Below are 24,916 nucleotides of genomic sequence, written 5' to 3'. Positions count from 1 at the left end.
CTATGAGCCCCTCGCGAGGGGTGTCAAGAGTCCCGTCGGACCCCCGACCAACCGCCCCCTTTCCGTGACCCACTCCTCACCCGCACCCCTTCGACCGGCACCACCACGTAAGCGGCGCACCCTTGTGAAGCACGGCCCCTCGGTGATATTCGCGGCGTGATTACCACACGAATGAACGTGAAATCGTCCACGCCGCCGCCCTCGCACCGTTGGGGGGTGCGGGCATTCCGCGGGAGACCCGCACCGACTCAGGGGCGCGGGGAACTGCGCCCTCGGCCACGTGCCGGGCTGAGCCGGGCCGCCGGCCAGGCCCCCGCGGCGGAGTCGCCGGACCACCGGCCGGTGGCGCTGAGCGCGCCGTGCCGCGCACGACCCGCGGGGGTCCGCCACCACGGCGCGTCGCCCGGTTCAGCCCGGCGGCAAGCCACCCGTGTTCGTCGGGCCGTCATCGTGGAAAGGGAACCCTGAGGGGAAGGACGGTGGTCGGGGGATGTACTCGATCGACGCTTTGCGCACCGCGGCCGACGGATACCGCTACCTGGACGAGGGCGGCCACGTGTACCTGGACCACACGGGTGCGGGCCTGCCCGCGCGGGCCCAACTGTGGGCCCACGCGGAACGCATCACGACCGGCTGCTACGGCAACCCCCACTCCGTCAGCCCCGCCTCCGCGGCCTCGGGCGAACTCGTGGAGCGCGCGAGACGCAGGGTGCTGGCCCACTTCGAGGCGGACCCGTCCGAGTACGCGGTCGTGTTCACGGCGAACGCGACCGGGGCGTGCCGGCTCGTCGGCGAGGCGTACCCGTTCGCACCGGGCACCCGGTTGGTGCTGACGCTGGACAACCACAACTCGGTCAACGGCCTGCGGGAGTACGCCAGAAGCCGCGGCGCCGACACGGTCTACGTACCGCTGCGGGCACCTCGCCTCGGTGTGGACGCGGAGGCGATGGACGCGGTGCTGGCCACCCCGCCGCCGGGCGGCGGCCTGCTGGCGTACCCGGCGCAGAGCAACTTCAGCGGCGTACGGCACTCGCTGGAGTGGGTCACCCGGGCGAAGGCGGCGGGTTGGGACGTGCTGCTCGACGCGGCCGCCTACGTGCCGACCAACCACCTGGACCTGTCCGCGGTGCACCCGGACTTCGTCGCGGTGAGCTGGTACAAGGTCTTCGGCTACCCGACCGGCGTCGGCTGCCTGCTCGCCCGCCGGGACGCGCTCGCCCGGCTGCGCCGCCCCTGGTTCTCCGGCGGCACCATCCACGTCGCCAGCGCGCAGGGCCAGTGGCACCACATGGCCGACGGGGAGGCCGCGTTCGAGGACGGCACCGTCAACTACCTGAGCATTCCGGACATCGAGTTCGGCCTGGACTGGGTACGCGCGATCGGCACCGACACGATCCACCGCCATGTCACCGCGCTCACCGCGGAGTTGCTGACCGGGCTGGCCGCGCTGCGGCACTCCGGCGGCGGACCGCTGGCCCGCGTCTACGGCCCGCCCGACACCGAGGACCGCGGCGGCACCGTGGCACTCAACCTGCTCGACCCGGCCGGGACGGTCGTCGACGAGCGGATCGTCGCCCGTGACAGCGCCGCCCGCCGGATCTCGCTGCGCACCGGCTGCTTCTGCAACCCCGGCACCGGGGAGGCCGCGTTCGCGATCGACCGGCACACCCTGGGCGGCGCGGTGCGCACCGCCACCGGCACCATCGACGACTACCTCGGCCGGCTCGGCCTGCCCTCCGGCGGCGCGGTCCGGGTCTCCCTCGGCCTGTCCTCCAGCCGCGCGGACGTCGAGGCATTCCTGGACTTCGTGGCCACCGGCTACCGCGACCGCACCCCGGACCCGGGCGGACTCAGCCCCCGGCTGGTGTGCTGAGCGCGACCGCGGGCACCGGGGCCGCCCGGGGTGCCGGCCGGCCGACGGTACGGCACCGGCCGGCCAGCACCGCCCACGCGCCGGCCAGGAACAGCGCGGTGAACCCCGCCAGCAGCAGCCAGTCCACCCACACCGCGCGCCCGAACGAGTTCCCGTACGACGCCAGCAGCGGCGGGCCCAGCGGCGAGGAGCCGTGCGCCCACAGCCCCGGCAGCCCGATGCCGCCGCCCAGCCCCTCGAACGCCCACCGGTTGGTCATCGCCGCGCTCAACACCCGCCCGGCCCACGCCATTTGCGGCACCGGCACGAAGGCGCCGGAGAACAGCACCTGCGGGAAGCACAGCAGCGGCAGCATCAGCGTCGCCTGCTGCGGCTCGGCCACCGACGCCGACGCCAGCAGCCCGAGCGCCAGCGCCGCGGCCGACGCCAGCAGCACCGTGGTGAACAGCGAGCCGTACGTGCCCCAGCCGGCCGCCGGCAGCCGGTCGAGGCCGCGCAGCACCGCGAGCAGCAGCGCGTCCGCCCCCGCCAGCACCGGCATCAGCAGCGCGGCCTTCGACAGCAGGTACGGGCCCAGCCGCAGCGCGGTCAGCCGCTCCCTGCGCACCACCGGCAGTTCCGTACTGACCTGGAGCAGGCCGTAGGTCAGCCCGAAGAAGAAGCCGCCGAACGCGATCCAGAACAGGATCATCGCCGCGGAACCCGGGCTGGGCGCGGCCGGGTCGAAGGCGCCCGGGCGGAAGAGCAGCGCGAACATCGCGGCGATCACCACCGGTGAACCCACCACGACGGCGGCGGTCAACCGGCTGCGCAGCATCAACTCGGTGCTGCGGCGGGTCAGCAGCCACCACTGGCCGACCGCGCCGAGCGGCCGATCCGGGTCCGGGTCCGGGCTGAGCTTCGGGCCGAGGTTCGGGTTGTGGTGCGGGTCCAGGTTCAGGTCCGGGTCCGTGGCCAGGCCCGGGTCCGACGTACGGCCGGCGGACTGGTCCGGCAACTCCCTTGCCACAAAGCCGGGTTCGGGCAGCTCCGGCAGCTCGCGCGCGCCCCGGCGGGCCACCGCCGCGTACACCTCCTCGACCGTGGGCACCGCGAACGCCTGCGTCAGGTCCTGCGGGCGACCCAGGTAGCCTGGGTGGCCGTCGGGGGTGAGGAAGAGCACCCGGTCGCAGCGGGCGAGGTCGGCGGGTGCGTGCGTGGTCAGCACGACCGTCACCCCCTCGCCGGCCAAGTCCCGCAGGGTCCGCATGAGTTCGGCGCCGGTCGCCGGGTCGAGCCCGGTGGTCGGCTCGTCCAGGAACAGCACCCGCGGCCGGGTCAGCAACTCCACCGCGATACAGGCCCTGCGCCGCTCGCCCTCGCTCAGCGTCCGCACCCGCTGGGTGGCCCGCGCGGACAGCCCGACCGCGGCCATCGCGCCGTCCACCGCCGCGGCACGCCGCTCCGCGCCGGCCGCCGCCGGCATCCGCAGCCGCGCCGCGTACGACAGCGCCCGCACCAGCGGGAGGTCCTCGTGCATGACGTTGCCGTGCGGCAGGTAGCCCAGCGCGGGCCGCAGCCCCGCCGGGTCGGCGCCGTCGTGCAGCACCCGGCCGCGCGAGGGCAGCCGGATGCCGGCCAGGATCTCCAGCAGGGTGGTCTTGCCCGACCCGCTGCCGCCGGCCAGGGCCAGCACCTCGCCGGGCGCGACCGCCAGGTGCACCCCGCTCAGCGTCTCCCGCCCGCCGCGCACCCGCTGCCCCACGCCGTACGCCGCCACCTCGAGACCGATCCCGCCGGTACGGCCCGTGCCGCCCATCGTGCCGCCCCCGCCCGTGTCGACCATGCCACCCGCGTCGCCCATGCCGCCCGCCTCGCGCCTCGCCCGCTGTCCGGTCCCGCTTCCCGGTCCCGCGGTCCCGTCCCGGAGTCCGGTCCCGCACTCCGTGCGGACTCCTACCCCCGGGCGGCACGTAGCGTACGCGAGGCGGGCCGGTGGTCGGCCCGGAGACAGCGGGCCGGCGACCGGTCCTGACGGCCGTAAGGTGCGGTGCCTGGCGGCGGCGTACGGGCCCGGGTCACCGGAGGCGCGGTGAACGGTGTCCCGCGGATGGATGAATACTGCGGGCCGTCGACGATCCGCCGACTCGCGGGTACGGGGATGCGGCGCCGTCGCAATACGCTGGTCCCGCGCGGCCGTTCCGCGCCGCAGCCGAACCTGCCGGGCCCGGGTGGCCGCCGGCGCGGGCCGTCGCGGCGGTGCGCCGCGCCGCCGCGTTGCCCGTATCCTCGCCCTCTCAGCCGAATGGGAGCCCGCACGATGTCCGCAAGTCCCCTTGCCCTGCCACCGGTACGGCTGCTGCCCGCGGACGTGCTCGCCCGGCAGGCGCTGGCCGCGCCGCTGCTGGACCGCGCGCTGCGGCTGACCCGGTGGGCCGGGGAGCAGCGCCGTGTCGACGGCATGGGTGAACTGCTGGACGACGAACTCACCTCCGCCGTGCAGGCGTTGGGCCTGACCGGTGACGAGGGACCGCTCGACGCCTTGCAGGCGTGGGGTGTTGCCGTGGACACCGGGCTGCTCGTGCTGGAGATCGAGGAGGAGGCCGAGGAGTCCACCCCGCCCGGCGAGGCGGCCGGGCAAGCGGTGCCCGGTGAGGTGTACGCGCGGATCGGCCAGGGTGGCGCGGCGGACGGCGCGGACCCGTACGACGTGCTCGACCTGTGGCTCGGCGCGCTGGAGTGCGCGCTGGCCGAGACCACCGCGCCCGACTACGACAACCTGCTCGGGGACCCGGACGGCGACGGCGAGGCGATCAGCCCGGAGGAGGCCGACCGGGAGGCCGAGGAGGAGGCCGAACTCCTCGACGCGGCACTGGTCAACCTGTACGCGCTGTCGGCGCTGGAGGTGGCCGACGCGGAGACCGGGGGAGCGAGCGCGGAGCCCGCAGGTGCGGACGGGGACGGTGCGCGGGACGGCCGGGCAGTGCCGCTGCCCGTGCTCGCGGCCTCCTTGGTGCTCCCCGACGAGATGGAGCAGCCCAGCGAGGCCGTCCTCGAAGAGGTCACCGCCGTCATGCTGCGGCTGGACGAGCACTTCCGGCTGCTGGAGGCCACCGGCCTGGTGGCGTACACGCCGATGGACGAGGCGCTGATCGAGGAGGCCGACGACGAGGGCGCCGCGGCGCTGGGCGAGCCGGACGACGACGAGATCGCCCGCTACGGCGCGGTCCGGCTGACCCCGCTCGGCGTGTACGGCGTGCGCGAGCGGCTCGCCGACGCGGGGGCGTACGCGCCCGTGCTCGGTGACCTCGCGGAGGCCGGCGCGGACGAGCTGCTGGGCGCGCTCGGCTCCTACCCGGACCACGCGGTGCGGATCGAGGCGGAGGCGTGGCTCGCCCGGCGCGAACCGGCCGCCGCGGCAGCGGAGTTGCTCGCCGCCGCGAAGGGGGACGGCGCGGACGGACCCACCCGGCGGCTGGTCTGCCAGCAGGTGCTCGCGGTGCTCGGCGCCGAGGCCGAACCGGCGGTCCGCGACGTCCTCGACGACCCGCATCTCGGCGGCCTCGCCCGGGTCTGGCTCACCGAGCGGCACGCGCCCGACGTCCCCGCGCCCACCACCGACATGGTCTACTGGCTCACCATCGACACCGTCGCGGCCCAACTCGCCGCCGACGGCGACTCCGACGAACTCGCCGCCCTCATCACCGAACTCGTCGCCCGGCACGAGGAGTTCTTCGCCGACGCCTGGCGCGTCGAGCACCCCGCCACCGCCGCCGTCCTCGAAGCGATCGGCCGCCTCCACCCCGACCGCTCCACCGCCAAAGCCTCCCGCAAGGCAGCCTTCAAGGCCCGCTCCCGCTCCCGGAACTAGGGCTTTTCGGTCCCTGGCTCCGGGGTGCGCGCCCCGGGCCGGGAGGCGGGTGCGCCGGGTACGAGCCAGGCGGGCAGTGCGGCGGCGACCGCCGAGACGAACAGCCGGCGGTCGCGGGGCGCGGGCAGGGAGATCCACGCCTCGACGACGCCGGCCTCGCCGTGGGCCACGAAGCGGCTGTGGGCCTCGGTGCGCCAGGCGACGGACCCCTCGCCGTCGGGCAGGAGATGCGGGTCGCGTGCGAGGAGGGCGTGCACGGACGCGGTGAAGTGATCGACGAGCAGGCGGTACAGGATCGCGCTGCGCTGCCCGGCGAGCCCCGCGGTGTACAGGGCGTCGTGGCGCTCCAGGTGGTCGGCCAGTTCGTTGGACGCGCGCTCCCAGATCTCGTCCGCGGGCAGCCGGGCGGCGACGGTGTCGGCGATCCAGTTCGCCCGGATGCGGTCCAGCTCCGCGTACAGCACCTCCTCGAGGACGTGCGCGGGGCTCGCGGCGTGCTTGTAGAAGGTGGTGCGGTTGACCCGCGCGGCGCGCACCAGGTCCGCCACCGCGATCTCCTCCACCGGTTGCCGCGACGCCAGCAGCAGCACGGCCTCGCGCAGCCGCTGCCGGGTCCGCAGCACCCGGACGTCGACGGTATCCGCGGCGACGGTATCCGCGGCCGGGCCCGCGGCGGCGGAACCCGCGGCGGCGGAACCCTCGGGGGCGGTGCTTTCGGCGCCGGGCGGCGAGGACGCCGAGGGTCGAGGGCGCTGCGAGGACTCCGAGGCTCGCGGCGGCTGCGGCGGCTGCGAAGGCGTGTGCGGCAAGGGCTCCGGCATACCAGGAGTGTAGCCCGCACCGTGCCTGACAAGCACTGATCGACAGGTGTCTCTTTTCTTTTCGGCTCATCGGTGCCACACTTCGAACATGGCGGCGCTGCCTGCGACCACTTCGCGGGGGCGCCCCATCGACCGCGTCCGCGCCGACACTCGCCGAGCCCACCGGCCCCGCGCGGCCTACTTCCCGGTGCCGCCCACCCGGCGGCTCCGACGGTCCGCACACGAAAGAAGCACCATCATGAAGGCATCCGTCACCAAGGGCCTGGGGCAGGGTTTCGTCATCGAGGAGGTCGAGCTCGCCGCCCCGATCGGGCACGAGGTCCGCGTCCAGGTACGGGCCTCCGGCCTGTGTCACTCCGACCTCAGCGTCGCCACCTTCATCGGCGGCGAGTTCCCCGTCGTGCTCGGCCACGAGGTGGCGGGCGTCGTCACCGCGACCGGTCCGGACGTCACGCAGGTGAAGACCGGCGACCATGTCGTCGGCAGCCTGATCCAGTACTGCGGCTCCTGCGTGAACTGCCTCAGCGGTCGTACGCACATCTGCCTGCACCCCGAGTACACGCTGCGCGCCCCCGAAGAGGCGCCCCGGCTGTCCTGGAACGGCGCTCCGGTCGCGCAGGGCATGGGCCTGGGCGGCTTCGCCCAGGAGACGCTCGTCCACGAGAACCAACTCGCCGTCATACCCGACGAGATGCCCTGGGCGCCCGCCGCGCTCATCGGCTGCGGCGTGCTCACCGGCGCCGGCGCCGTGCTGAACAGCGCGAACGTCCAGCACGGCGAGACCGTCGTGGTGATGGGCGCCGGCGGCGTCGGCATGAACGCGGTCAGCGGCGCCCGGCTCGCCGGCGCCGGGAAGATCATCGTGACCGACATCGAGGACGGCAAGCTGGCGCGCGCCAGGGCCTTCGGCGCCACGCACGTCGTCAACTCCCGCGAGACGGACCCGGTCGAGGCGGTCCGCGACATCACCGGCGGGGGCGCCCACCACGTGTTCGACTTCGTCGGTGCCCGCCCGGTGACGGCGCAGGGCCTGCGGATGCTCGGCAGCGGCGGCGGCCTCTACCTCATCGGTGTCGCCGGCAACGACGCGGGCGTCGAGGTCTCCACGATGGCGGCGCTGGGCGGCTCGCAGAAGGTGCAGGGCGTCTACATGGGGTCCTCCCACCTCAAGCGGGACATCCCGTTCTACGCCTCGATGTACCTCCAGGGCCGGATGAACCTCGACGACCTGGTCTCCAAGGAGATCGGCCTGGCCGACATCGAGGAGGGCTACGAGGCGCTGAAGGACGGCACGACCGCGCGCGTGGTCATCACCGACCTGTCCTGACCGGGCGCGAGCCGTCCCGACCGGGGGCGACCGGGGGCGACCGGGGCGGGGCCCGTGCCGCGCCCGCCCCGCGGGACCCCGCCCCCGGGCTTCCGCCTCCCTCCCCCCGTGGTGAGGGAGGCGGAACGTTCCGGTCGGCCGCCGCCGAGGCGGAACGTTACGGCTAGCAGCCGTTCAGGACCGAGCTGATCGCGGACTTCTCCGCGCTGTCCACGGACAGGCCGTAGTAGTGCTTGACCTGCACGTACGCGCGCAGGTAGGTGCACTGGTAGGACGCCTGGGGCAGCCACTCCGCCGGGTCGTCGTCACCTTTGGAGCGGTTGGAGTGCGCGGAGACCGCGACGAGTTGGGGGCGGGTGGTGTCGTTGGCGAACGCCTGGCGCTGCGCGGTGGTCCACGCCCACGCGCCGGAGTCCCACGCCTCGGAGAGCGGCACGAGGTGGTCGATGTCGAAGGTCGACGGATCGGTGGTCGTGACACCGTCGTACGGGCTGGTCCAACTGCCGGAAGTGGCCTTGCAGGCGCTGTCGGTCACGACGCCGGAGCCGTCCCGCTTGATGACGTACTCCCGGGTGTCGCAGGTCCCGGAGATCGTGATCCAGGTCGGGAAGAGGCTGCGGTCGTACGTCGACGCGTGCGTCTCGGGCGTCGCGGTCATCTCGGAGAGGTACGTGCGCGCCGTGGAGGCGGCGATGGGCGTCGGCAGCGCGGCCTGCGCCGTGCCGCTGCCGGTGAGGAGGATCGTGGCCGCGAGCACGACGGCCCCGGCTGACGCGCAAATGCCGCGCAGGAGACGGGTTTTGGGCATGGCTGAGCGCTCCCGTGACTAGAGGGTCGGAAGGTGCGGGGGAGTTGCCCCTCCAGCGTCCCGGTCTCCGGTCTATGCGGGTAGACAGCCGTCGGTAAATTTTAGGTGACCATGACATTTTGTTCGCTGACGGCATGGAAACGGCCCGGTTCCGTACGGGAACCGGGCCGTGTGTTCGAACGCCAGGGCCCTGCCGCGGAGTTGCGGCAGCCGATCCGGGGTCGGGGCGCGCGGCCGGCGCCCCTCCCGTCGTGCTGCTAGAGCGCGGCCGCGCCCGGCTCGACCATCGCCTTCGCGGTGCGGCCGTCCGCGAAGGTGCCGAGCGCCGTCATCTCCCACTCACCGGAGTTCTGCTTGACCATCTTGGCCATCAGCACCCCGCGCCGCGCCTCGCCGTGGGTGAGGTCGAAGCGCACCATCTCCTCGCCGGTGACGGCGTCGAAGAGCCGGCAGTACGCCTTCGCGACCTTGTTGAACTTCTGCCCGCTGTAGGAGTTGACGGTGAAGACCAGGCCGGTGGCGTTCGCCGGGAGCGCGCCGAGGTTGATGGAGATGACCTCGTCGTCGCCGGAGCCGGCGCCGGTCAGGTTGTCCCCGGCGTGCTGGACCGCGCCGCCCAGGACGCTCAACTTGCCGAAGTAGCAGGTGGCGAGGTGCTCGCGCTGCGGCCCGTAGACGATGACCGAGGCGTCCAGGTCGATGGCCCGGCCGCCGAACGCGGGCTCCCAGCCCAGCCCCATCTTGACCGTCGACAGCACCGGGCGGCCCGCCTTGACCAGCGAGACCGACTGGTTCTTCTGCAGGTTCACCCGGCCCTTGTCGAGGCTGATCTTGCCGGCGCCGGGCGCGGCCGCCGGGGGAGCCGGCGGCGTCGCCGCGGGCGGCGGCGGGAACTGCGCGGCGGGCGCGCCCGCGGGCGGCGGCGGCAGGTGCGCGGCGGGCGGGCCGGAAGGGGGCGCGCCGAAAGCCGCCGGGGGCGCGGGCGGTGCGGACGGCGCGGCGGGCGGAGCCGCGGGAGCGGGGGGTGCGACCGGCTGCGCGGCCGGGGCCGCGGGCTCCTCGACGCTCACCCCGAAGTCGGTGGCGATCCCGGCCAGCCCGTTCGCGTACCCCTGGCCCACCGCGCGGACCTTCCAGGCGCCGCCGCGCCGGTAGACCTCGACGACGACCAGCGCCGTCTCCGGGCCGAGCCCGGACGGCTCGAACGTGGCGACCACGGAGCCGTCGCTGCCGCGGACGGTCGCGGTCGGGGTGGTGCCGGCGAAGACGCCGCCGCCGTCGATGCTGGCGGTCACCACGATCTTGTCGATCTCTGCGGGCACCGCCGCGGTGTCGACCTCGATCGAGTCGGGCGCGGAGCGGCCGCCCGAGTGGTGGGTCACCCCGGGGCCCTCGGGCTGGTTGTAGAAGACGAAGTCGTCGTCCGAGCGCACCTTGCCGTCAGCGGTCAGGAGCAGACCCGAGACGTCGAGCCGCACCGGTGCGGAGACGTCCACCACCACTCGGGGTACGGAGAGCGGCACATTCGAGCCAGGCGTCATTGCGGTCATGTCCTAGGTAACGACAAATCCCTCGTCACGGTTCCATGGCCGGGCAGCCGGGCGGGGCCGCCGTTCCTCCCGCACCTGCGGCCTCGCCCGTACCGACGGGGCCCGTGTCCGGCACGTCCGCACCCGGTCCATCGGGTGCCGCTGTCCGGTGCCCCCGCGCCCGCGCCGACACCCTCGTCCGCACCCGCCCACGTGCCCGGGCGGACCCGCCCGCCCCGGCGACGGGCGCGGGTTTCCCGGCGCGCCCGCCGGCAGGGTGCTACTTGTGGTGGTTCCAGGGCCCCTTGTCCATGACCACCCTGACCTCCTCCGGCCCCTTGCGCATGAGGCCGCCGCGCTGGAGCCGCAGCGTCGGCCGGCTCTCGGAGTCGGGGCTCGAGTACAGCTCCAGGGCGTGGACGACCACGGCGTCCGGGGTGTTCTCGATCATGCCGGGCACGCAGGTGTACACCAGGTCGTCGTCACTGGCGTTCTCCGCCGCGATGACGACCCTGTCGCCGGCCGTCCCGTTGTCGATCTCCAGGGTGACGCCGTAGCGGAAGAACGAGCCGGTGCCGTTGGACTGCGCCGAGTACGCCACCGGCACCACCGCGCGGATCGTGTCGTTGAGGGCGATCTCGATGATCTCCTCGGCCGTGCCCTGGTGATCGCGGCCGACGTCGCCCAGGTGCTTGACCGCCCCGTCGGCGGTGCTCATCTGCGGCGGGACGTCGTCGGCGCCGAAGGTGGCGACGTGCTCGACGGTGCCGTTCGTTCTCAGTATCAGGGCGTGCAGGTCGTAGTCCGTACTGCTGTCCCAGCGCATCCGGGCGGTGATTCCGGGGGACTTGGCGAGCGAGACGGGGGCGTCGCCCTTCTTCATGTTGATCATGGGAGTCCTGTTCCGACGGGCGGGCGTCGCGCTCGTACCGGGTGGTCCGTTCGACCGCGACCTGACTCCGGAACCGTAGGACATCGGCGGACTCCCTGGAACAGGTGGGTACATGGGGGATATCCGCCGCACCGGGCGAACCGTCCCCGCCGCGCCGGGCGAGCCGTCCTCACCGGGCCGATCGAACCGTCCCCGCCGTGCCGATCGAACCGTCCCCGCGCCCGGCGCGGCCCGGGCTCGGCCCGGTCAGTGCGGCCAGATCGGCGGGTCCGTGCAGAAGGCGCCGCCGAGGTTCGCCTGCGCGGGGTTGTCCGGGTCCAACTCGCCCTGCTCGGCGACGAGTCGCGCGGCGAACACCTCGGAGTCGTCCTGCGGTTCGTAGCCCAGTGCCCGCGCCGACCCGAGGTCCCACCACAGGCGGGTGTTGGCGGAGGAGCCGTAGACGACGGTGTGCCCGGGGGTGCCCGCGCCCAGGGCCGCGTGGAAGAGCCGGGCGCCGTCGGCGGGGCTCATCCAGACCGACAGCATCCGCACGTTCGCCGGCTCGGGGAAGCAGGAGCCGATCCGGACCGAGACGGTGTCGATGCCGTGCAGGTCGGCGTAGAGCTGGGCGAGGTCCTCCCCGAAGCACTTGGACAGCCCGTAGAAGGTGTCGGGGCGGCGCGGCGTGTCGACCGGGATCAGCGGGTCGCCGTCCTGCGGGCGCGGGGTGAAGCCGACCGCGTGGTTGCTGGAGGCGAAGACGACCCGGGGCGCCGCGCTCCCGGTGCGGAGCCCTTCCTCGCGGACCGCCTCGTAGAGGTTGTGCGTGCCCTGGATGTTCGCCGCCAGAATCTTGTCGAAGGTGGACTCCAGCGAGATGCCGGCCAGGTGCAGCACCGCGTCCACCCCGCGCACGGCCGCGCGCAGCGCGTCGCGGTCGGCGAGGTCGGCGGTGATCGCCGTGCGCCCCTCGGGCTCGCCCGGCACCGGCTCGATCGGCTGGACGTCGAAGAGCCGCAGGTCGTAGCCGTATGACGGCAGCAGGCCGCGCATCAGGGTGCCCAGGCCGCCGGCGGCGCCGGTGAGCAGGACGGTACGAGGAGCGGGCATGGTGGTCCTCCTGGTTCGACGACGGGCTTCGGGCGGTGGCTCCGGGCGGTGCCCCCGGCTGCCGGGGGCACCGCTGGTGCGGGCGGTGCGGGCGTGACCGGAGGAGTATATCCATGAATGCAGTTCAGATACATAGACGACTTGCGTTGCTTGACGCGCGTTTCGCGGACTGCTCGCTCGCTTGACCCGCGCCGGGAACCTCGCCTAGCGTGGCAGCGTTCATGAATATAGACATGATTCACGAGGGCGCACATCACGCCCACCGGCTCCGAGGGGGACCCCCGATGACCTCGCCCGCACTCGCCGAGCGACTTGACGGTCTGCTGTTCTTTCCCGTGACGGCGTTCGACGCGGACGGCTCGCTGGACCTCGACGCCTTCCGCGCCCATGTCCGGCAGGGCGTCGAGGCCGGAGCGGCGGCCGCCTTCGTCTGCTGCGGCACGGGCGAGTTCCACGCGCTGGCCCCCGAGGAGTTCGGCGCCTGCGTGGCCGCGGCCGTCGAGGAGGCGGCCGGCCGGGTGCCGGTGGTGGCCGGCGCCGGATACGGCACCGCGCTCGCCCTCCAGTACGCCGCCGTCGCCGAACGGGCCGGCGCCGACGGCCTGCTCGCCATGCCGCCCTACCTGGTGCTGGCCGACCAGGAGGGACTGCTGCGCCACTACACGGCGCTCGCCGCGGGCACCGGCCTGGACGTCATCGTCTACCAGCGCGACAACGCCGTCTTCACCCCCGAGACCGTGGTCGCGCTCGCCCGGGTGCCGAACATCATCGGCCTCAAGGACGGGATCGGCGACCTCGACCTGATGCAGCGGATCATCAGCACCGTCCGCACCGAACTGCCCGGCCACGACTTCCTGTACTTCAACGGCCTGCCCACCGCCGAACTCACCGGCCTCGCCTACCGCGGCATCGGTGTGACCCTCTACTCCTCGGCGGTGTACGCCTTCTCGCCCGAGATCGCGCTCGCCTTCCACCGCGCGCTCACCACCGGCGACGACGCCACCGTCGGCAAGCTGCTCGACGGCTTCTACCGCCCGCTGGTCAACCTCCGCAACCAGGGCCGGGGTTACGCGGTCTCGCTGGTCAAGGCGGGCGTACGGCTGCGGGGTCTGGACGTCGGCGAGGTACGGCCGCCGCTGTCCGAGCCCGCCCCGGCGCACGTCAAGGAACTGGGCGAACTCATCGAGCGCGGCCTGGCGCTGGTCGGCGAGCACTGACATGGCCGCCGCCGACACGCCCGCCGCGGGTCCATCCGTGCCCGCCGGCCGATCCGCCGCCGGCCCGTCCGCCCCCGGCGAGCCCTCCGCCGGTCCGCCCGCCGCCACGGCTGCCGCCATGAAGACCTCCGCCTTCCTCTACCCCTGGGACGTCGTCGGCGACCCGGCCGCCGCCGACCGGGTCGCCGCGCTCGGCGTCCGCCAGGTCACCCTCGCCTCCGCCTACCACTCCACCCGCGCCCTGACCCCGCGCCACCCCGGGCGCCGCGTCGTCACCGCCGAGCACGCCGCCGTGCTCTACCCGCCCGACGCCGAGCGCTGGCGGTCGCACGCCCTGCGCCCGTATCCCGCGGGCACCTGGACGGACGGAGACCAGGACGCCTACGGCACGGCTGCGGCGGCGCTGGCGGCCGCGGGGCTCGACGTGCACACCTGGGTGGTGCTCGCCCACAACTCCCGTATGGGCGCCGAACATCCGGACACCAGCGTGGTCAACGCGTACGGCGACCGCTATCCGTGGGCGCCGTGCATCGCCCAACCCACGGTCCGCGCCTACCTGGTGGAGCTGGCCGCCGAAGCCGCGCCCCGGCCCGGCGCCCGCGGCACCGAGCTGGAATCCCTCGGCTGGTACGGCCTGGCGCACCTGCACGCCCACGACAAGATCGGCGGCGTGCCGCTCGGCGACGCGGCCCAGTACCTGATGTCGCTCTGCTTCTGCCCGCACTGCCGCGAAGGGTACGCCGGGCTCGGCGCCGATCCGGACCGGCTCGCCGCCGCGGTCCGCGCCGCGCTCGCACCCGCCTGGGCGGGCGGCGCCACCGACACCGGGACGGACGCCGGATCGGGCAGCGGAGCGGACGGTGTCGAGCGGCTGCTGGGTGCCGAGTTCACCGCGCTGACGTTGAACTGGCGTACCCGCACGGCCGGTTCGCTCCAGGCCGAGGCGATCGCCGCGGTCCGGGCGGCGGCCGGGCCCGGCTTCCAGGTGCTGATGCACGCCGACCCGGTGCCGTACCGCTGCGGGGCCAACGCCGGCGTCGATCCCGCGCACATCCTCGGCCACGCCGACGGTCTGGTGCTGCCCTGCACCGGCGGGCCGGCCGCGCGCGAGGCGGTCCTCGCGCCGCTCGCCGCGCACCGCCGCGAACACACTGTGCTCGCCGCGAACTTCACGGTCGTGGCCGGCATGGGCGGCAGTCCCCGCACCCTCGCCGCCGACGCGGCGCACGCCGCGGAACTGGGTGCCACCGAACTGCGGCTCTACCACGCGGGGCTGGCGAGTGACGCGGACCTCGCGGCGGTACGGGCGGCGCTGCGGCCGTAGCACCGTACCCGGCACGGCTCCCGGGGCGTCTTCCGGGGCGCGGCGATCATGGGGGTACCGCCGCGCCCCGGAACCTCCGCCCCCGGCTGGGGCAGGAGGGTCCGTGCGTACCCAAGTCGCCACCGGGGCGCGGGGGGTTGCCGTGGCGGTACAAATATTTCCGGCCGATGTCGCAACCGGACACCGGACGCTCAGAAGGCGCCGCTGGACGAGGCCGGTCCGGCGGCGCCGCCGGCGGTGACGGTGTAGCGGTCGGCCGTGGTGGTGCGGTCGCGCGAGGCGTGGTTGAACTGGCCCGCGAACGTGTACGTGCCCGGCGGCAGCGTCTGGTCGGGGTTGAGCGTCCAGCGGTAGACCAGGTCGCCGCCGCTCGTCGAGACCGTGGTGGTGATCCCCGTCGCCGAGGTGTAGGAGCTGTTGTCGCTGACCCCGCCCGACCGGCCGGAGACGCGCAGCTCCACGGTGAGCGAGGTGAGCGCCACCGTGCTGGTGAGGTTGACGTCGTCCTCGGTCCAGTACGGGTTGCTGTTCGGGTCGACGCTTCCGTTGGATGTCACACCGCCGCTGCCGGCGGCGGGCGCGGACGGGGTGGAGCCGCCGGGGGCCGCGGGCGCGCCGCTCGCGCTGCCGGACGTCGGGCCGGCGGCCGAGCCCGAGGCGTGGCCGGGGGTGTGCCGGGTGCTCGGCGCGGAGTGGCCGGGCCGCGCGTGCTTCTCGGTCGTGCGGGAGCGGGCGGCGGAACCGGAGGTGGCCGACTCCGCGGGCTGCGGCTCCGGTTGCGCGGAGGTCGCGGCGCCGGACGTCACCGCGTCCCGCCCCGGCGTGCCGGCGCCGCCGACCGCGCCCACCGCGAGCCCGCCGATGGCGATCGCGCCGGCCACGGCCGCCGCCACCGCGGTGACCCGCATCCACGCGGCGGGGGAGTGCTCCCGCGCCGCCGCCGTGGCCGCCGTGGCCGCGGCCAGGTCGGCCGGCTCGCAGTCGGGCGTGGCGATCGCGCGCTCCACCCGGGCCAGCATCCGTTCGCGGTCCGGCCGGTGCGCGTCCGCCGCCTCGCGCAGGCGTTGCGGCAGTTGCGGCAGTTGGGCCATCACATTCCCCGTCCCGTGTGCGTACGCGGGCGTGTCGCGGGATTCGTCGACCCCAGTATCCGCGCCGTCGCGCTTCGTTCCGCGTCGGCCCCCGCCGCGGGAGCGCTCCCGCCGGCCGCCTCACTTCCCCCCGTACGGCCTCGCCGCCCCCCGGCGGGCGCTTCACCGTCCGAGCCGACGGAGGCCAACTCGCCTGTTGCGAAGGGTGGTTGGTCGGCCAGGAGGGTGGTGCCCGGCGCGGCGTCGGTTGCGTCGTCCGCGGGTGTTGCCGTAGCCGTGGCCGTTGCTGTCGCCGCCTCCGGTGCTGCCGCGGTCGCCACGGCCGCGGTCATCGGTGCCGCTGTTGCTTCCGCGGGCGGGCCGAACGCCCCTCCGGTGGGAGGTGGTTGACCGGTGTGCACGCCGCCGGCCGCGGCGAGCCGGCCGCCGACGGTGGGCGCCGGTGCGGTCGCGGGGGCCGGGGCGCGCGGCGCCGGCGCACCGGGCGCGGCCGGGCCGGCATCCGGCGCACCGCCGGACAGGGCGACCGCCGCCGTCGGCCGGCCCGTCGCCGGGTCCGGGCCGTGCGGTGCCGCCGGCGGTTCGGCCGGCTGGGCCAGCAGCCGCTCCAACTCCGCGACCCCGCGCGAGGTCTGGCTCTTCACGGTGCCCACCGAGATGCCCAGCGCCTCGGCCGTGTCCTTCTCCGACAGGTCGAACGCGTGCCGCAGCACCACGCACGCCCGTTTGCGGAACGGCAGCCGCTGGAGCGCCTCGCGCAGGTCCAGCACCGCGGGCACGTCGGGCTGCTCCACGACCCGTTCGGTGCGCTGGGACCAGAACAGGGCGACCCGGCGTCGCTCCCGGACCGCGCTGCGGATGCGCGAGCGCGCCAGGTTGGCCACCACGCCCCGCGCGTACGCCGCCGGGTGGTCGGCGCCCTGCACCCGGTCCCAGTGCCGCCACAGCGCCACCAGCGCGTCCGCCGCGAGATCGTCGGCCGCGTCCGCCTCACCCGTCAACAGGTGGGCGAGGCGGGCGAGTTCGGCGTAGTGCCGCTCGAAGAACGCGTGGAATGCGGCCGCGTCGTCGTCGGCCCCGCCGCCGTGCTCGACGGACATGCCCACGGTCACCTCTTCCTGCCCGGACCTCCCCGCCACGGCGCGGCGAGAGCGTAGCAGCGGGACAGGGCCGTGGGCAGTGGTCAGGAACCGGCGATTTCGCGCCTCCCCGACCGCTCGACGCGGGTGATGATCTCCAGGTCGAACTCGCCGCTCGCGGTCTCCGGGCGGGAGCGCAGGTACGCGCGGATTCTCTCGATCAACTCCGCGCGCTCGCCCGGTTCGAGGGTCAGCGCGTGCGAGTGGGTCGCGATCGTGTCGACCAGCGAGTCGGCGGTGCGGCGCTGCCGGTGCGGGAAGTACGCGTGCTCGACCGGGAACAGCTCCGGGTACGGCTGGATGCCGCGCCCCGGGCTCCAGTCGATGAACGACGTACGGCTGAGCGCCACCTTGCCGAGGCCGGCGATCCACTCCACCCGGTCGTCGTCGGCGTTCCACAGTGCGGCGAGCACCCCACCGGGCCGCAGCACCCTGCTGATCTCGGGCAGCGCGCGGCTCTGGTCGAACCAGTGCAGCGCCTGCCCGACGATCACCGCGTCCACGGACGCGTCCGCCAACGGGATCTCCTCCGCGCCCGCCTGATGCGTCGTCAACGTCGGCAGATACGAGCGCAGTTCGCCGAGCATCTCCGGGTCCGGCTCCACCGCGGTCACCCTGTGCCCGAGCCATGCCGCCACCGCGCTCAACTTCCCCGTGCCGGCGCCCAGGTCCAGCACGTCCAACGTCCCACCCTCCGCCCCCAGTCCACTGGCCAGCGCCGGTTCCAGCGCCCACTTCACCCCGTTCACGGGGTAGTCGGGCCGGTGCGCGGCATACGCGGTCGCCGCCGCCCCGAAGGACCTCGCGCGTCGCGCGATCAGAGCGGGATCGTAGGGGCCGTCACGATCGGTTCGGGCGTCGCCCGCGGTGTCGGTAGCCATACCCCCGAATCTACGGCGCCCCCTCCCCCCGTGGGCACCTTTGTCCGTCGCACCCGTTGCGGCCCGACGCCGGCGGACGCGGTTACCCGTGCCCCTCGCGCCCCACGCCACAGGCTCACTTCACTGCGGGTCGGCATCGGCGTGCCTGGCCCAGTCCTCTTGCGCGTCCACCAGGGCGGGCCGGACCTCCCGGTCGAGGCGGTTCGCGACCCAGCGGAAGGTGGCGGCGAGCCGGGTCAGGTCCTGCGGGCCGAGGTCGGTGAGCCAACTGTCCCCGCACAGGTGCAGGTTGACCAGCGGGGTGCGGGGTTCGGGTGCTTCGGCGTGCGGGTTGCAGTCGAGCGTGCAGGAGAAGGCTTCCTCGGCGACGGGTCCCGGGGCGGGGCTGGTGGCGCAGTAGACGGGGACCGTGCGTCCCGGGAAGCGCCGGGTGAGATGGATGTCGGCGAGCCGGTCCTCCCAGGCGTCGGGGGGTACGTTGTGCTCGCTCGGGTCGTTCCCGGCCCACGGGGGCAGGTGGCCGGTGAGGGTGCGGCCGTCGGTGGCGGTGAGGGTCCATCGGCGCGGTGCGGTGGGTAAGGCCGAGGGTCCGGCCGTAGCGGAAGAGGTCTTACGGGTCTGCATCTCGTTCCTTGTCGATTCTTGTCGTGCGGCCGGGTTCAGGCGGGCAGAGTTGGTTGCCGTTGCGGCGCGTGCTCGGCCAGCGCGGTGCGGAGGAAGGTCAGCGAGTCCGTCGGCGTGAGGGCGGTGTCGCGGAGCAAGTCGTAGGCCAGGCGGAGGGGTTCGACGTCTTCGGGTTCCTCGACGAGGTGGCCGCTCCAACTGCTTTGGGTGTAGGCGACGGTGTGGCCGTCCTGGAAGAAGATGAGTTCCAGGCAGCTGCGGATGTGGTGGGGTCCGGTGCCGAACGGGACGACGTGCAGGGAGACATCGGGCTTTTGGGCGGTCTCGATGAGGTGTTCCAGTTGGGCGGTCCACGTCTGGGGGTCGCGGGCTTTGCGGCGCAGCACGGCTTCGTCGCGTCTCCGGGCGGGTCGAATCCGGGCGGCCGGGGGTACATCCCCTTGTCGGGGCTTGAACCGGAGTCGTCAGGGGGAGCGCCCGCATCATGGGCGCAGAGGGCGACGGCGGGGGGCGCCAGGCGGGCGCCGCGGCTGTGTGCGACGCGCAGGGCGTCGAGAAGGGCCTCGGTCAGGCGGGCGATGAGGAAAGACAGTTCCCCGGGGGACGGCTCGGGGCCGGCGAGCACCGCGCGGACGTTGCGCAGGAGTTCTTCGGCAAGCCCTAGTTGGACGGCCTCCATCTGGTCGGCCAACTTCCACAGTGGTCCTGAGGGGTCGCCGTTCAGGTAGGCGGGCTGCCCGTTCTCCTCGGTCCAGGGCAGTAACCGCGGCGGGGTCTGATCTGCCGCTTCGGTGACGTTGCGGGGGTACTGATGCTCGGAGTCTGAGGTCATCATGGTCCCGGTTACGAATCGGTGACTGGGTGTCACGACGGTATGAGTGCGTGATGTCGCGCCCCATGGACGGGATGGCCCACTTATCCGCTCGGCACGGTGCAACCGCTACGCTCCGGCGTAGTTGCTCCCCGTGGCCGGATTTCCCGACTGCCCTCCTGTGTCCGCGCCGTACGCTGAACTGGAGGGCAGGTGAGGATATGTCGGAAGAACTCGCGGACAATGTACGCAGGCACCGGCGAAGGGCCGGCCTCAGCCAGGAGGAACTCGCCCATCAGTCGGGCTTTTCCGTAGCGACGGTCCGCAAGATCGAGCAGGGCGGAAGTGTACGGATCGAGACCCTCCACGCCGTTGCGCGCGGCCTCGGGGTCAGGACCTCGGAGTTACTGGTTTCGGATGCCCCGACGCCGGTTCGCCACAACGATCCGAATGATCTCAACCTTCGTGATCTGCGTATCGCGCTGACTCCGCGAGTGAGGCTGACCGATGTCCCGCCGCCGACGGGCGACGAACCGAACCTTCGTCTCCTGCGGCGGGCGGTCCGTGATGCCGTGACGCTGTATCCCGCGGGCCGGTACGCGAGTCTCGCGGCGGCACTTCCGCTGCTCATGCGTGACGCCAACGCGGCCGTTGCCTACTACGAGGGGTCGGAGGACGAGTCGCGGGAGGCGCTGCTGGCCCGCGCCGAGGTGCTGGGACTTGCCGGACGATATCTGACACAGATCCGGCAGTTCGATATCGCTCACGTCGCGGCCACCGCATCCGTGAACGACGCGGTGGCGGCGAAGGACAACGTGGCTGCCGCGAACCGGGTGAGGGGCCTGTGTTTCACGTTGCTGCGGACCGGACGGTTCGACGAGGCGGAAGAACTCGCCGTCGAGGCAATGGACCTGATCGAACCACAGGTCAGCAATGCCGATCCGGATCGCTACTCCGTGTGGGGCGGGGTAGCGATGGAAGCGGCTGCGGCGGCGATACGGAACAACCGGCCACAGGAGGCCAGGGAATACCGCCGGGCGGCTTCCATCGCAGCTGCCGCGGTCGGGCATTCCCAGACGTACGACGTTCTTGCGGCCTTCGGCCCCGTCACGGCGGCGATGAAGTCGTTGGAGGACTTCATGATTATCGGGGACGCCCGCACCGTGGTACGCAGGTCCACGGAAGACGAAGCCCTGTCGGCCAAGGCGTGGGGGCGTCTGGGGAAGCCCAGCACGACCGACGGCAGCCGCTACGTGCTCGACCTGGCGCGTGCGCACGTGCGCACGGGGGACGGCTCGGCGGCCATGGACGAGCTGATGCGGCTCTACCGTTCGGTTCCCGAGTGGCTGCGGCACCAGAAGTCGGCGGCCGTGACCATGGAAGAGATCATGAAGAAGCGCAAGCGCACCCTGACCGCGGACATGCGGGTGGTTGCCGACCACCTCTGCATGAGCGGGTAGAGGGCCGTACCCGCCCGGGGGGAGCGTCACCCCGAGGGGCGGGTCCGGGCGACCCGGGTGGGGTGGGGCGGGTAAGGCCGAGGGTCCGGCCGTTGCGGAAGACGTGTTACCCATGTGCGTCTCGTTCCTTGTCGTGCGGCCGGGTTCAGGCGGGCAGAGTTGGTTGCGGTCGCGGCGTGTGTTCGGCCAGCGCGGCGCGGAGGAAGGTCAGGGATTGGGTGGGCGTGAGGGCGGTGTCGCGGAGCAGGTCGTAGGCGAGGCGGAGGGGTTCGACGTCTTCGGGTTCTTCGACGAGGTGGCCGCTCCAACTGCTTTGCGTGTACGCCACGACGTGGCCGTCCTGGAAGAAGATGAGTTCCAGGCAGCTGCGGATGTGGTGGGGTCCGGTGCCGAACGGGACGACGTGCAGGGAGACATCGGGCTGCTGGGCTGTCGTGATCAGGTGTTCCAGTTGGGCGGTCCACGTCTGGGGGTCGCGGGCTTTGCGTCGTAGTACGGCTTCGTCGATCAGCGCCCGGTAGTGGACGGGTTCGGGCCGGTGAGGCGGTCCTGGCGTTTCAGCCGTGCGGCGACCTGGGCGCTCAGCTGCTTGATGCTGCGCGGGCGGGCGGTGCGGAGCTGTTCTTCGGCGTAGGCGCGGGTCTGGAGGAGGTACGGCACCGCGCTGACCGCGTACTCCTGGACGCTCACCGCGTCGGCTTCCAAGGGCGCCAGTCCGAGGAACGGCTTGTCCTTCGCTTCCCGTTTGGCCAGGTGCCACAGCTTCACCAGGAGGTCGCCGGTGCCGTACACCTTGTCCAGCGCGGCAGCCGCCTCCACGGTGCCCAACCGCTGACCCCGCTCCAGCCGATGCAAGTACGACTGCTCGTAAAGGCATTTCGCCCCGAGTTCCATCAGCGTCAGCCCCGCCTGCTGCCGCCGGTAGGCCAGTTCACTGGCGTACAACTCACGCGCGGACAACCACTCCCAGTCGATGGCGACCTTGGTCCCGCTCCCGCCGCTTCCGCTGCTGCCGGCCATACGGAATTCCTCCCTACGGTGATGGTCGTGCTGGTGCTATGTGCCCCGGGGGCCAGGGGAATTCCGCGTGCCGGGGCGCCATGTCCCCTTGTCCGGACTCGAACCGGAGTCATCGGGCCTGCCCGCACGCATGAACGGAGAGTGTGCGGTGCCGCCCGGGCTCTTCCTGACTGAGCTACAAGGGGGAGTTCATGAATCAAGGGGGCGACCGGGTGCCACCGGTGGCAGGTCCAGCAGCGCACCACGGCTGTCGGCAACGCGCAGCGCGTCCGACAACGCCGTGCACAAGTGCGTCACCATGCCGTGGAGTTCGGTCTCCGACGGAGCCGCCTCCCGCAGCGTCTTACGCACGAAGCCCAGCAGCTCCCAGCCCATTCCGAGCTGCACCGACTCCATCTCGTCCGCCAACCGCCACAACGCCGACGACGCGCCACCGCCCTCCGAGGCCAGGTAACACGCCCGCCCACCAGGCCCCACCCACGGAAGCCGCCGAGCCCTCACCGCACTACCCCGAAAGGCGCTCGCGTCGTGGCCTCGCCCCCGCGCGGACCGATGGGATCAGCCCTCTTCCACCGCCAACATCCCGTCGGATCGTGCATATCCACCGCTTTCGTCATGTCGTCCACGCTCCGGACCGTGAAGCATGCGGCCGTCTCGGGCGTCCCGTCTCGCTCTAGGCAACCGGTCCACTACGCAGAGCGGTACCGTTGGGACGCAGGGTGTTCTTAAGAGCGTTAAGCGTGGGGAGTGACGCGCACATGGGCGAGCGGCAGCCGAACGAGGATCTGAAGAGGCTGTACACAGCTACGGGTTGGACGCTGCGCCGGTTCGCCCAAGAGGTGAACAGGATCGCAACCGAGCGCGGTACGCCCACGCGATACCAACCACCGTCGGTTCACCAGTGGATCGACGGGCACCTGCCCAAAGCGGAGATACGTCCCCTGATCCTGGAGGCACTGGCCCGGCGGCTCCAACGCCCGGTGACGCACGCGGAAGCCGGCTTTCCCGCGCCTATCCACGACAAGGCCGACGCGAGCACGGTCGAAGGGTTACTCGACCTGGGCAGGCAGGACATGGACCCTTCACGTCGCAGCATCATAGGAGCGGGGGCCAAGCTCTTCTCCGCGGCGCTGGCCATTCCCGGATGGCAGGACGTCGTAGGCCGCATGGAAGCGGTCCAGGCCGGACGGACGCAGCGCATCGGAATGCCCGAGGTCGAATCCGTCGTCGCCATGACGGATCGGCTCTCCGACCTCGACGGACAGTTCGGCGGGCGATACGCACGCCCCATGGCAGCCGCGTTCCTGGTCAACATCGTCGCCCCCTATATGAAGGCTGACGCGCCGAGCGAAGTCCGTAAGGAAATGATGTCCGCCGCGTCATTCCTGTGCTACCTCGCGGGCTGGATGGCGGTGGACGAAGGATCGCACGGCACGGCTCAGCGCTACTACGTCAAGGGCCTGGAGTTCGCGGGCGCCAGCGACGACCACTTGACCTACTGCCACATTCTCCGTGGAATGTCGGTGCAATCCGTCGACCTGGGCCATGGTCCGACGGCGGTGAACTGGGCCAACGCGGCAAGCGAGGCATCTCCCACGGTGGGCCCCAGGATGACGGCTTTCATGGCGGGGCAGCAGGCCCATTCCTACGCGGTCGCGGGGGAGCGCTCCAACGCACTCCGCAGCATCGGGGAAACGGAGGCCGCCCTGAACAAGGCGGAAAGCCAGACCGGGACCTTCGGCGGCTACAACGCCTCCACGCTCGCCTATCACACCGCGCAGGTCAGGCATGCGCTGGGAGACGTTTCCGGGAGCGTGGAGTCATTGGAACTGTACTTTCGTCTGCGCAGTTCGAAGAGTGAATCGCGTCGAGGCGATCTGCGTTTCGGTGCCATGCTGGCCGAGCGCCAACTGGGGATCGGACATCTCGATGCCGCCTGCGCCACGTGGATGAAAGTGATGGACGATTACCCGTCGATGAATTCCGACAAGGTGGACAAGCGCGTCAAGGAGATGTTCCGACTGATCCGCCCGCACCTCAAGAACCCGGCCGCGCGCGACCTCTACGAGCGCGCCCGCCTCGCCGCGCCCTCGCTGGCCGCCTGAACGGTGCCGGTTTCCGCCGGCGGCAAGGCCGTTGCAGGCCCTTGCAGGCATGCGGGTGGTTGCCGACCACCTCTCCATGAGCGGGTAGAGGGCCGTACCCGCCCGGGCGAGCGTCACCCCGAGGGGCGGGTCCGGGCGACCCGGGTGGGGTGGGGCGCCGTCGGACGTCAGAGGCGGCGGGTGGCCAGGAGGAGGCGGTCGCGGGCGTCGAACAGGGTGTCCTTGATCATCTGCTCGTGTCCCGGGGTGAGCCGGGCCACCGGCACCGAGCAGCTCACCGCGTCGCGGGCCGGGGTCCGGTAGGGGATCGCGATGCCGAAGCAGCGCAGCCCCAGCGTGTTCTCCTCGCGGTCCACGGCGTAACCCTGCTCGCGGATGACGGCCAGCTCCTCGATCAGCTTCTCGCGGTCGGTGTGAGTGTGCTCGGTGAGCGGTTCCAGCGTCTCCGGAAGGAGCTTGCGCACCTGCTCGTCGGTGTACGTGGCCAGCAGCGCCTTGCCGAGGGAGGTGGAGTGCGCGGGAAGGCGGCGGCCGACCCGGGTGAACGGCCGCAGGTAGTGCTGCGACTGGCGGGTGGCGAGGTAGACCACGTTGGTGCCGTCGAGCCGGGCCATGTGGATGGTCTCGCTGGTCTCGTCGGAGAGCCGGTCCAGGGTCGGCCGGGCGGCGGCCACCACCTCGTCGCCGTCGATGTAGGACGTGCCGACCAGCAGCGCGCGCACGCCGATGCCGTACCGCGTGCCGGTCGCGTCGGTCTCGATCCAGCCCAGCTCGACCAGGGTGCGCAGCAGCATGTAGAGGCTGGACTTGGGGTAGCCGACCGACTCCTGCACGGCGGCCAGGCTGTGCATGCCGGGGCGGCCCGCGAAGAACTCCAGCAGCTCCACCGTGCGGACCGCGGACTTGACCTGCGAACCGGCACCCTCGGCAACAGCCATCGCGTCTGACCCCTCTTGTTCGGCCGGGCCGCGTGGACGTAGGCTCGGCGGAGATTCACATGTGAAGACGTTGTTCAGTATAGAGAACAGACCGGAACGACGACGAGCACCGAC

General features: G+C 72.7%; 20 protein-coding genes, 1 tRNA gene and 2 pseudogenes. 8 read left to right on the top strand and 15 right to left on the bottom strand.

Annotation, left to right across the window (positions count from 1 at the left end; genetic code table 11):
• Positions 1-490: 490 nt before the first annotated feature.
• Positions 491-1,873: an aminotransferase class V-fold PLP-dependent enzyme gene (locus ACIPAE_RS31450; RefSeq protein ID WP_402449862.1), complete on the top strand. Its 1,383-nt coding sequence runs from the start codon at positions 491-493 to the stop codon at positions 1,871-1,873.
• Here the strand turns inward: ACIPAE_RS31450 and ACIPAE_RS31445 are convergent.
• Positions 1,851-3,716, bottom strand: coding sequence for an ATP-binding cassette domain-containing protein (locus tag ACIPAE_RS31445; RefSeq protein WP_402449859.1), 1,866 nt, complete (start codon positions 3,714-3,716; stop codon positions 1,851-1,853). The genes ACIPAE_RS31450 and ACIPAE_RS31445 overlap by 23 nt on opposite strands.
• Positions 3,717-4,172: 456 nt before the next feature.
• Between ACIPAE_RS31445 and ACIPAE_RS31440 the strand changes: the two genes are divergently transcribed.
• The gene (locus tag ACIPAE_RS31440; protein ID WP_402449857.1) at positions 4,173-5,723 is read left to right on the top strand and encodes a hypothetical protein; all 1,551 of its coding nucleotides are present in this window, start codon (positions 4,173-4,175) and stop codon (positions 5,721-5,723) included.
• Here ACIPAE_RS31440 and ACIPAE_RS31435 read toward each other — a convergent pair.
• Complete coding sequence (locus ACIPAE_RS31435) at positions 5,720-6,544, bottom strand: TetR/AcrR family transcriptional regulator (protein ID WP_402449854.1); 825 nt, start codon at positions 6,542-6,544, stop codon at positions 5,720-5,722. The genes ACIPAE_RS31440 and ACIPAE_RS31435 overlap by 4 nt on opposite strands.
• Positions 6,545-6,782: 238 nt before the next feature.
• Between ACIPAE_RS31435 and ACIPAE_RS31430 the strand changes: the two genes are divergently transcribed.
• A complete protein-coding gene (locus ACIPAE_RS31430; RefSeq protein WP_402449852.1) occupies positions 6,783-7,871 on the top strand; it encodes a zinc-binding dehydrogenase in 1,089 nt (362 codons plus the stop codon).
• Positions 7,872-8,034: 163 nt separating this feature from the next.
• Here ACIPAE_RS31430 and ACIPAE_RS31425 read toward each other — a convergent pair whose 3' ends face one another.
• The 4 genes from ACIPAE_RS31425 to ACIPAE_RS31410 all read right to left on the bottom strand — a co-directional run bounded on the left by ACIPAE_RS31425 (position 8,035) and on the right by ACIPAE_RS31410 (position 12,192).
• Positions 8,035-8,679 (bottom strand): HNH endonuclease family protein, encoded by a 645-nt coding sequence (locus tag ACIPAE_RS31425; protein ID WP_329370649.1) that lies wholly within the window; start codon positions 8,677-8,679, stop codon positions 8,035-8,037.
• A 257-nt stretch (positions 8,680-8,936) separates the two neighbouring features.
• Positions 8,937-10,220: a TerD family protein gene (locus tag ACIPAE_RS31420; RefSeq protein WP_402449850.1), complete on the bottom strand. Its 1,284-nt coding sequence runs from the start codon at positions 10,218-10,220 to the stop codon at positions 8,937-8,939.
• A 268-nt stretch (positions 10,221-10,488) separates the two neighbouring features.
• Complete coding sequence (locus ACIPAE_RS31415; RefSeq protein ID WP_329370653.1) at positions 10,489-11,100, bottom strand: hypothetical protein; 612 nt, start codon at positions 11,098-11,100, stop codon at positions 10,489-10,491.
• 246 nt (positions 11,101-11,346) lie between these two features.
• Complete coding sequence (locus ACIPAE_RS31410) at positions 11,347-12,192, bottom strand: NAD(P)-dependent oxidoreductase (protein ID WP_329370655.1); 846 nt, start codon at positions 12,190-12,192, stop codon at positions 11,347-11,349.
• Positions 12,193-12,476: 284 nt separating this feature from the next.
• Between ACIPAE_RS31410 and ACIPAE_RS31405 the strand changes: the two genes are divergently transcribed.
• A complete protein-coding gene (locus tag ACIPAE_RS31405; RefSeq protein ID WP_329370656.1) occupies positions 12,477-13,409 on the top strand; it encodes a 5-dehydro-4-deoxyglucarate dehydratase in 933 nt (310 codons plus the stop codon).
• 118 nt (positions 13,410-13,527) lie between these two features.
• Positions 13,528-14,733 carry a hypothetical protein gene (locus tag ACIPAE_RS31400; RefSeq protein WP_402449846.1) on the top strand — a complete coding sequence of 402 codons (1,206 nt, stop codon included), beginning with the start codon at positions 13,528-13,530 and terminating at the stop codon, positions 14,731-14,733.
• Positions 14,734-14,924: 191 nt separating this feature from the next.
• Here the strand turns inward: ACIPAE_RS31400 and ACIPAE_RS31395 are convergent, their stop codons facing one another.
• The 5 genes and pseudogenes from ACIPAE_RS31395 to ACIPAE_RS31375 form a co-directional block, all read right to left on the bottom strand.
• The gene (locus ACIPAE_RS31395) at positions 14,925-15,824 is read right to left on the bottom strand and encodes a hypothetical protein (protein WP_402449843.1); all 900 of its coding nucleotides are present in this window, start codon (positions 15,822-15,824) and stop codon (positions 14,925-14,927) included.
• A gap of 497 nt (positions 15,825-16,321) precedes the next feature.
• A pseudogene (locus ACIPAE_RS31390) lies at positions 16,322-16,924 on the bottom strand (SigE family RNA polymerase sigma factor); the annotation flags it as partial.
• Between the two features lie 83 nt (positions 16,925-17,007).
• On the bottom strand, positions 17,008-17,844 hold the full coding sequence (locus ACIPAE_RS31385; RefSeq protein ID WP_402449840.1) for a class I SAM-dependent methyltransferase: 837 nt from the start codon (positions 17,842-17,844) through the stop codon (positions 17,008-17,010).
• 120 nt (positions 17,845-17,964) lie between these two features.
• Complete coding sequence (locus tag ACIPAE_RS31380; protein WP_402449837.1) at positions 17,965-18,468, bottom strand: DUF6907 domain-containing protein; 504 nt, start codon at positions 18,466-18,468, stop codon at positions 17,965-17,967.
• 35 nt (positions 18,469-18,503) lie between these two features.
• On the bottom strand, positions 18,504-18,854 hold the full coding sequence (locus ACIPAE_RS31375) for a Scr1 family TA system antitoxin-like transcriptional regulator (protein ID WP_402449834.1): 351 nt from the start codon (positions 18,852-18,854) through the stop codon (positions 18,504-18,506).
• Positions 18,855-18,952: 98 nt separating this feature from the next.
• On the opposite strand from ACIPAE_RS31375, the gene ACIPAE_RS31370 reads away from it, so the two are divergent.
• Both ACIPAE_RS31370 and ACIPAE_RS31365 read left to right on the top strand, forming a co-directional pair.
• Entirely contained in the window at positions 18,953-19,132 is a 180-nt protein-coding gene (locus ACIPAE_RS31370; RefSeq protein ID WP_402449831.1) for a hypothetical protein, read from the top strand.
• 368 nt (positions 19,133-19,500) lie between these two features.
• Positions 19,501-20,739, top strand: coding sequence for a helix-turn-helix domain-containing protein (locus ACIPAE_RS31365; RefSeq protein ID WP_402449830.1), 1,239 nt, complete (start codon positions 19,501-19,503; stop codon positions 20,737-20,739).
• A 145-nt stretch (positions 20,740-20,884) separates the two neighbouring features.
• Here the strand turns inward: ACIPAE_RS31365 and ACIPAE_RS31360 are convergent.
• From ACIPAE_RS31360 to ACIPAE_RS31350, 3 genes and pseudogenes are all read right to left on the bottom strand, one after another.
• Positions 20,885-21,759: pseudogene (locus ACIPAE_RS31360) on the bottom strand (helix-turn-helix transcriptional regulator).
• A gap of 83 nt (positions 21,760-21,842) precedes the next feature.
• Positions 21,843-21,944: transfer RNA gene (locus ACIPAE_RS31355), tRNA-Cys, on the bottom strand.
• A gap of 4 nt (positions 21,945-21,948) precedes the next feature.
• On the bottom strand, positions 21,949-22,146 hold the full coding sequence (locus ACIPAE_RS31350) for a hypothetical protein (RefSeq protein WP_402449827.1): 198 nt from the start codon (positions 22,144-22,146) through the stop codon (positions 21,949-21,951).
• A 371-nt stretch (positions 22,147-22,517) separates the two neighbouring features.
• Here ACIPAE_RS31350 and ACIPAE_RS31345 point away from each other — a divergent pair, with 371 nt between their 5' ends.
• Positions 22,518-23,864: a tetratricopeptide repeat protein gene (locus ACIPAE_RS31345; RefSeq protein ID WP_402449826.1), complete on the top strand. Its 1,347-nt coding sequence runs from the start codon at positions 22,518-22,520 to the stop codon at positions 23,862-23,864.
• Between the two features lie 167 nt (positions 23,865-24,031).
• On the opposite strand, the gene ACIPAE_RS31340 is transcribed toward ACIPAE_RS31345, so the two are convergent.
• A complete protein-coding gene (locus ACIPAE_RS31340) occupies positions 24,032-24,802 on the bottom strand; it encodes an IclR family transcriptional regulator (protein WP_329370675.1) in 771 nt (256 codons plus the stop codon).
• Positions 24,803-24,916: the final 114 nt, after the last annotated feature.

Origin of the sequence: Streptomyces sp. NPDC087270, assembly GCF_044744625.1 — a bacterium.
Lineage (GTDB): Bacteria > Actinomycetota > Actinomycetes > Streptomycetales > Streptomycetaceae > Actinacidiphila.
The sequence above is the reverse complement of the archived record's forward strand: the minus strand, read 5'-3'. Positions and strand labels throughout refer to the sequence as shown.

Bases quoted from the DNA above. Each gene is read 5' to 3' on its own strand.
- ACIPAE_RS31400 (WP_402449846.1), top strand. From the start codon at position 13,528: ATGAAGACCTCCGCCTTCCTCTACCCCTGGGACGTCGTCGGCGACCCG.
- ACIPAE_RS31385 (WP_402449840.1), bottom strand. From the start codon at position 17,844: ATGGCTACCGACACCGCGGGCGACGCCCGAACCGATCGTGACGGCCCC.
- ACIPAE_RS31445 (WP_402449859.1), bottom strand. From the start codon at position 3,716: ATGGGCGACGCGGGTGGCATGGTCGACACGGGCGGGGGCGGCACGATG.
- ACIPAE_RS31420 (WP_402449850.1), bottom strand. From the start codon at position 10,220: ATGACGCCTGGCTCGAATGTGCCGCTCTCCGTACCCCGAGTGGTGGTG.
- ACIPAE_RS31440 (WP_402449857.1), top strand. From the start codon at position 4,173: ATGTCCGCAAGTCCCCTTGCCCTGCCACCGGTACGGCTGCTGCCCGCG.
- ACIPAE_RS31380 (WP_402449837.1), bottom strand. From the start codon at position 18,468: ATGCAGACCCGTAAGACCTCTTCCGCTACGGCCGGACCCTCGGCCTTA.
- ACIPAE_RS31405 (WP_329370656.1), top strand. From the start codon at position 12,477: ATGACCTCGCCCGCACTCGCCGAGCGACTTGACGGTCTGCTGTTCTTT.
- ACIPAE_RS31410 (WP_329370655.1), bottom strand. From the start codon at position 12,192: ATGCCCGCTCCTCGTACCGTCCTGCTCACCGGCGCCGCCGGCGGCCTG.
- ACIPAE_RS31425 (WP_329370649.1), bottom strand. From the start codon at position 8,679: ATGCCCAAAACCCGTCTCCTGCGCGGCATTTGCGCGTCAGCCGGGGCC.
- ACIPAE_RS31340 (WP_329370675.1), bottom strand. From the start codon at position 24,802: ATGGCTGTTGCCGAGGGTGCCGGTTCGCAGGTCAAGTCCGCGGTCCGC.
- ACIPAE_RS31370 (WP_402449831.1), top strand. From the start codon at position 18,953: ATGGGCGCAGAGGGCGACGGCGGGGGGCGCCAGGCGGGCGCCGCGGCT.
- ACIPAE_RS31395 (WP_402449843.1), bottom strand. From the start codon at position 15,824: ATGGCCCAACTGCCGCAACTGCCGCAACGCCTGCGCGAGGCGGCGGAC.
- ACIPAE_RS31430 (WP_402449852.1), top strand. From the start codon at position 6,783: ATGAAGGCATCCGTCACCAAGGGCCTGGGGCAGGGTTTCGTCATCGAG.
- ACIPAE_RS31365 (WP_402449830.1), top strand. From the start codon at position 19,501: ATGTCGGAAGAACTCGCGGACAATGTACGCAGGCACCGGCGAAGGGCC.
- ACIPAE_RS31450 (WP_402449862.1), top strand. From the start codon at position 491: ATGTACTCGATCGACGCTTTGCGCACCGCGGCCGACGGATACCGCTAC.
- ACIPAE_RS31345 (WP_402449826.1), top strand. From the start codon at position 22,518: ATGGGCGAGCGGCAGCCGAACGAGGATCTGAAGAGGCTGTACACAGCT.
- ACIPAE_RS31415 (WP_329370653.1), bottom strand. From the start codon at position 11,100: ATGATCAACATGAAGAAGGGCGACGCCCCCGTCTCGCTCGCCAAGTCC.
- ACIPAE_RS31435 (WP_402449854.1), bottom strand. From the start codon at position 6,544: ATGCCGGAGCCCTTGCCGCACACGCCTTCGCAGCCGCCGCAGCCGCCG.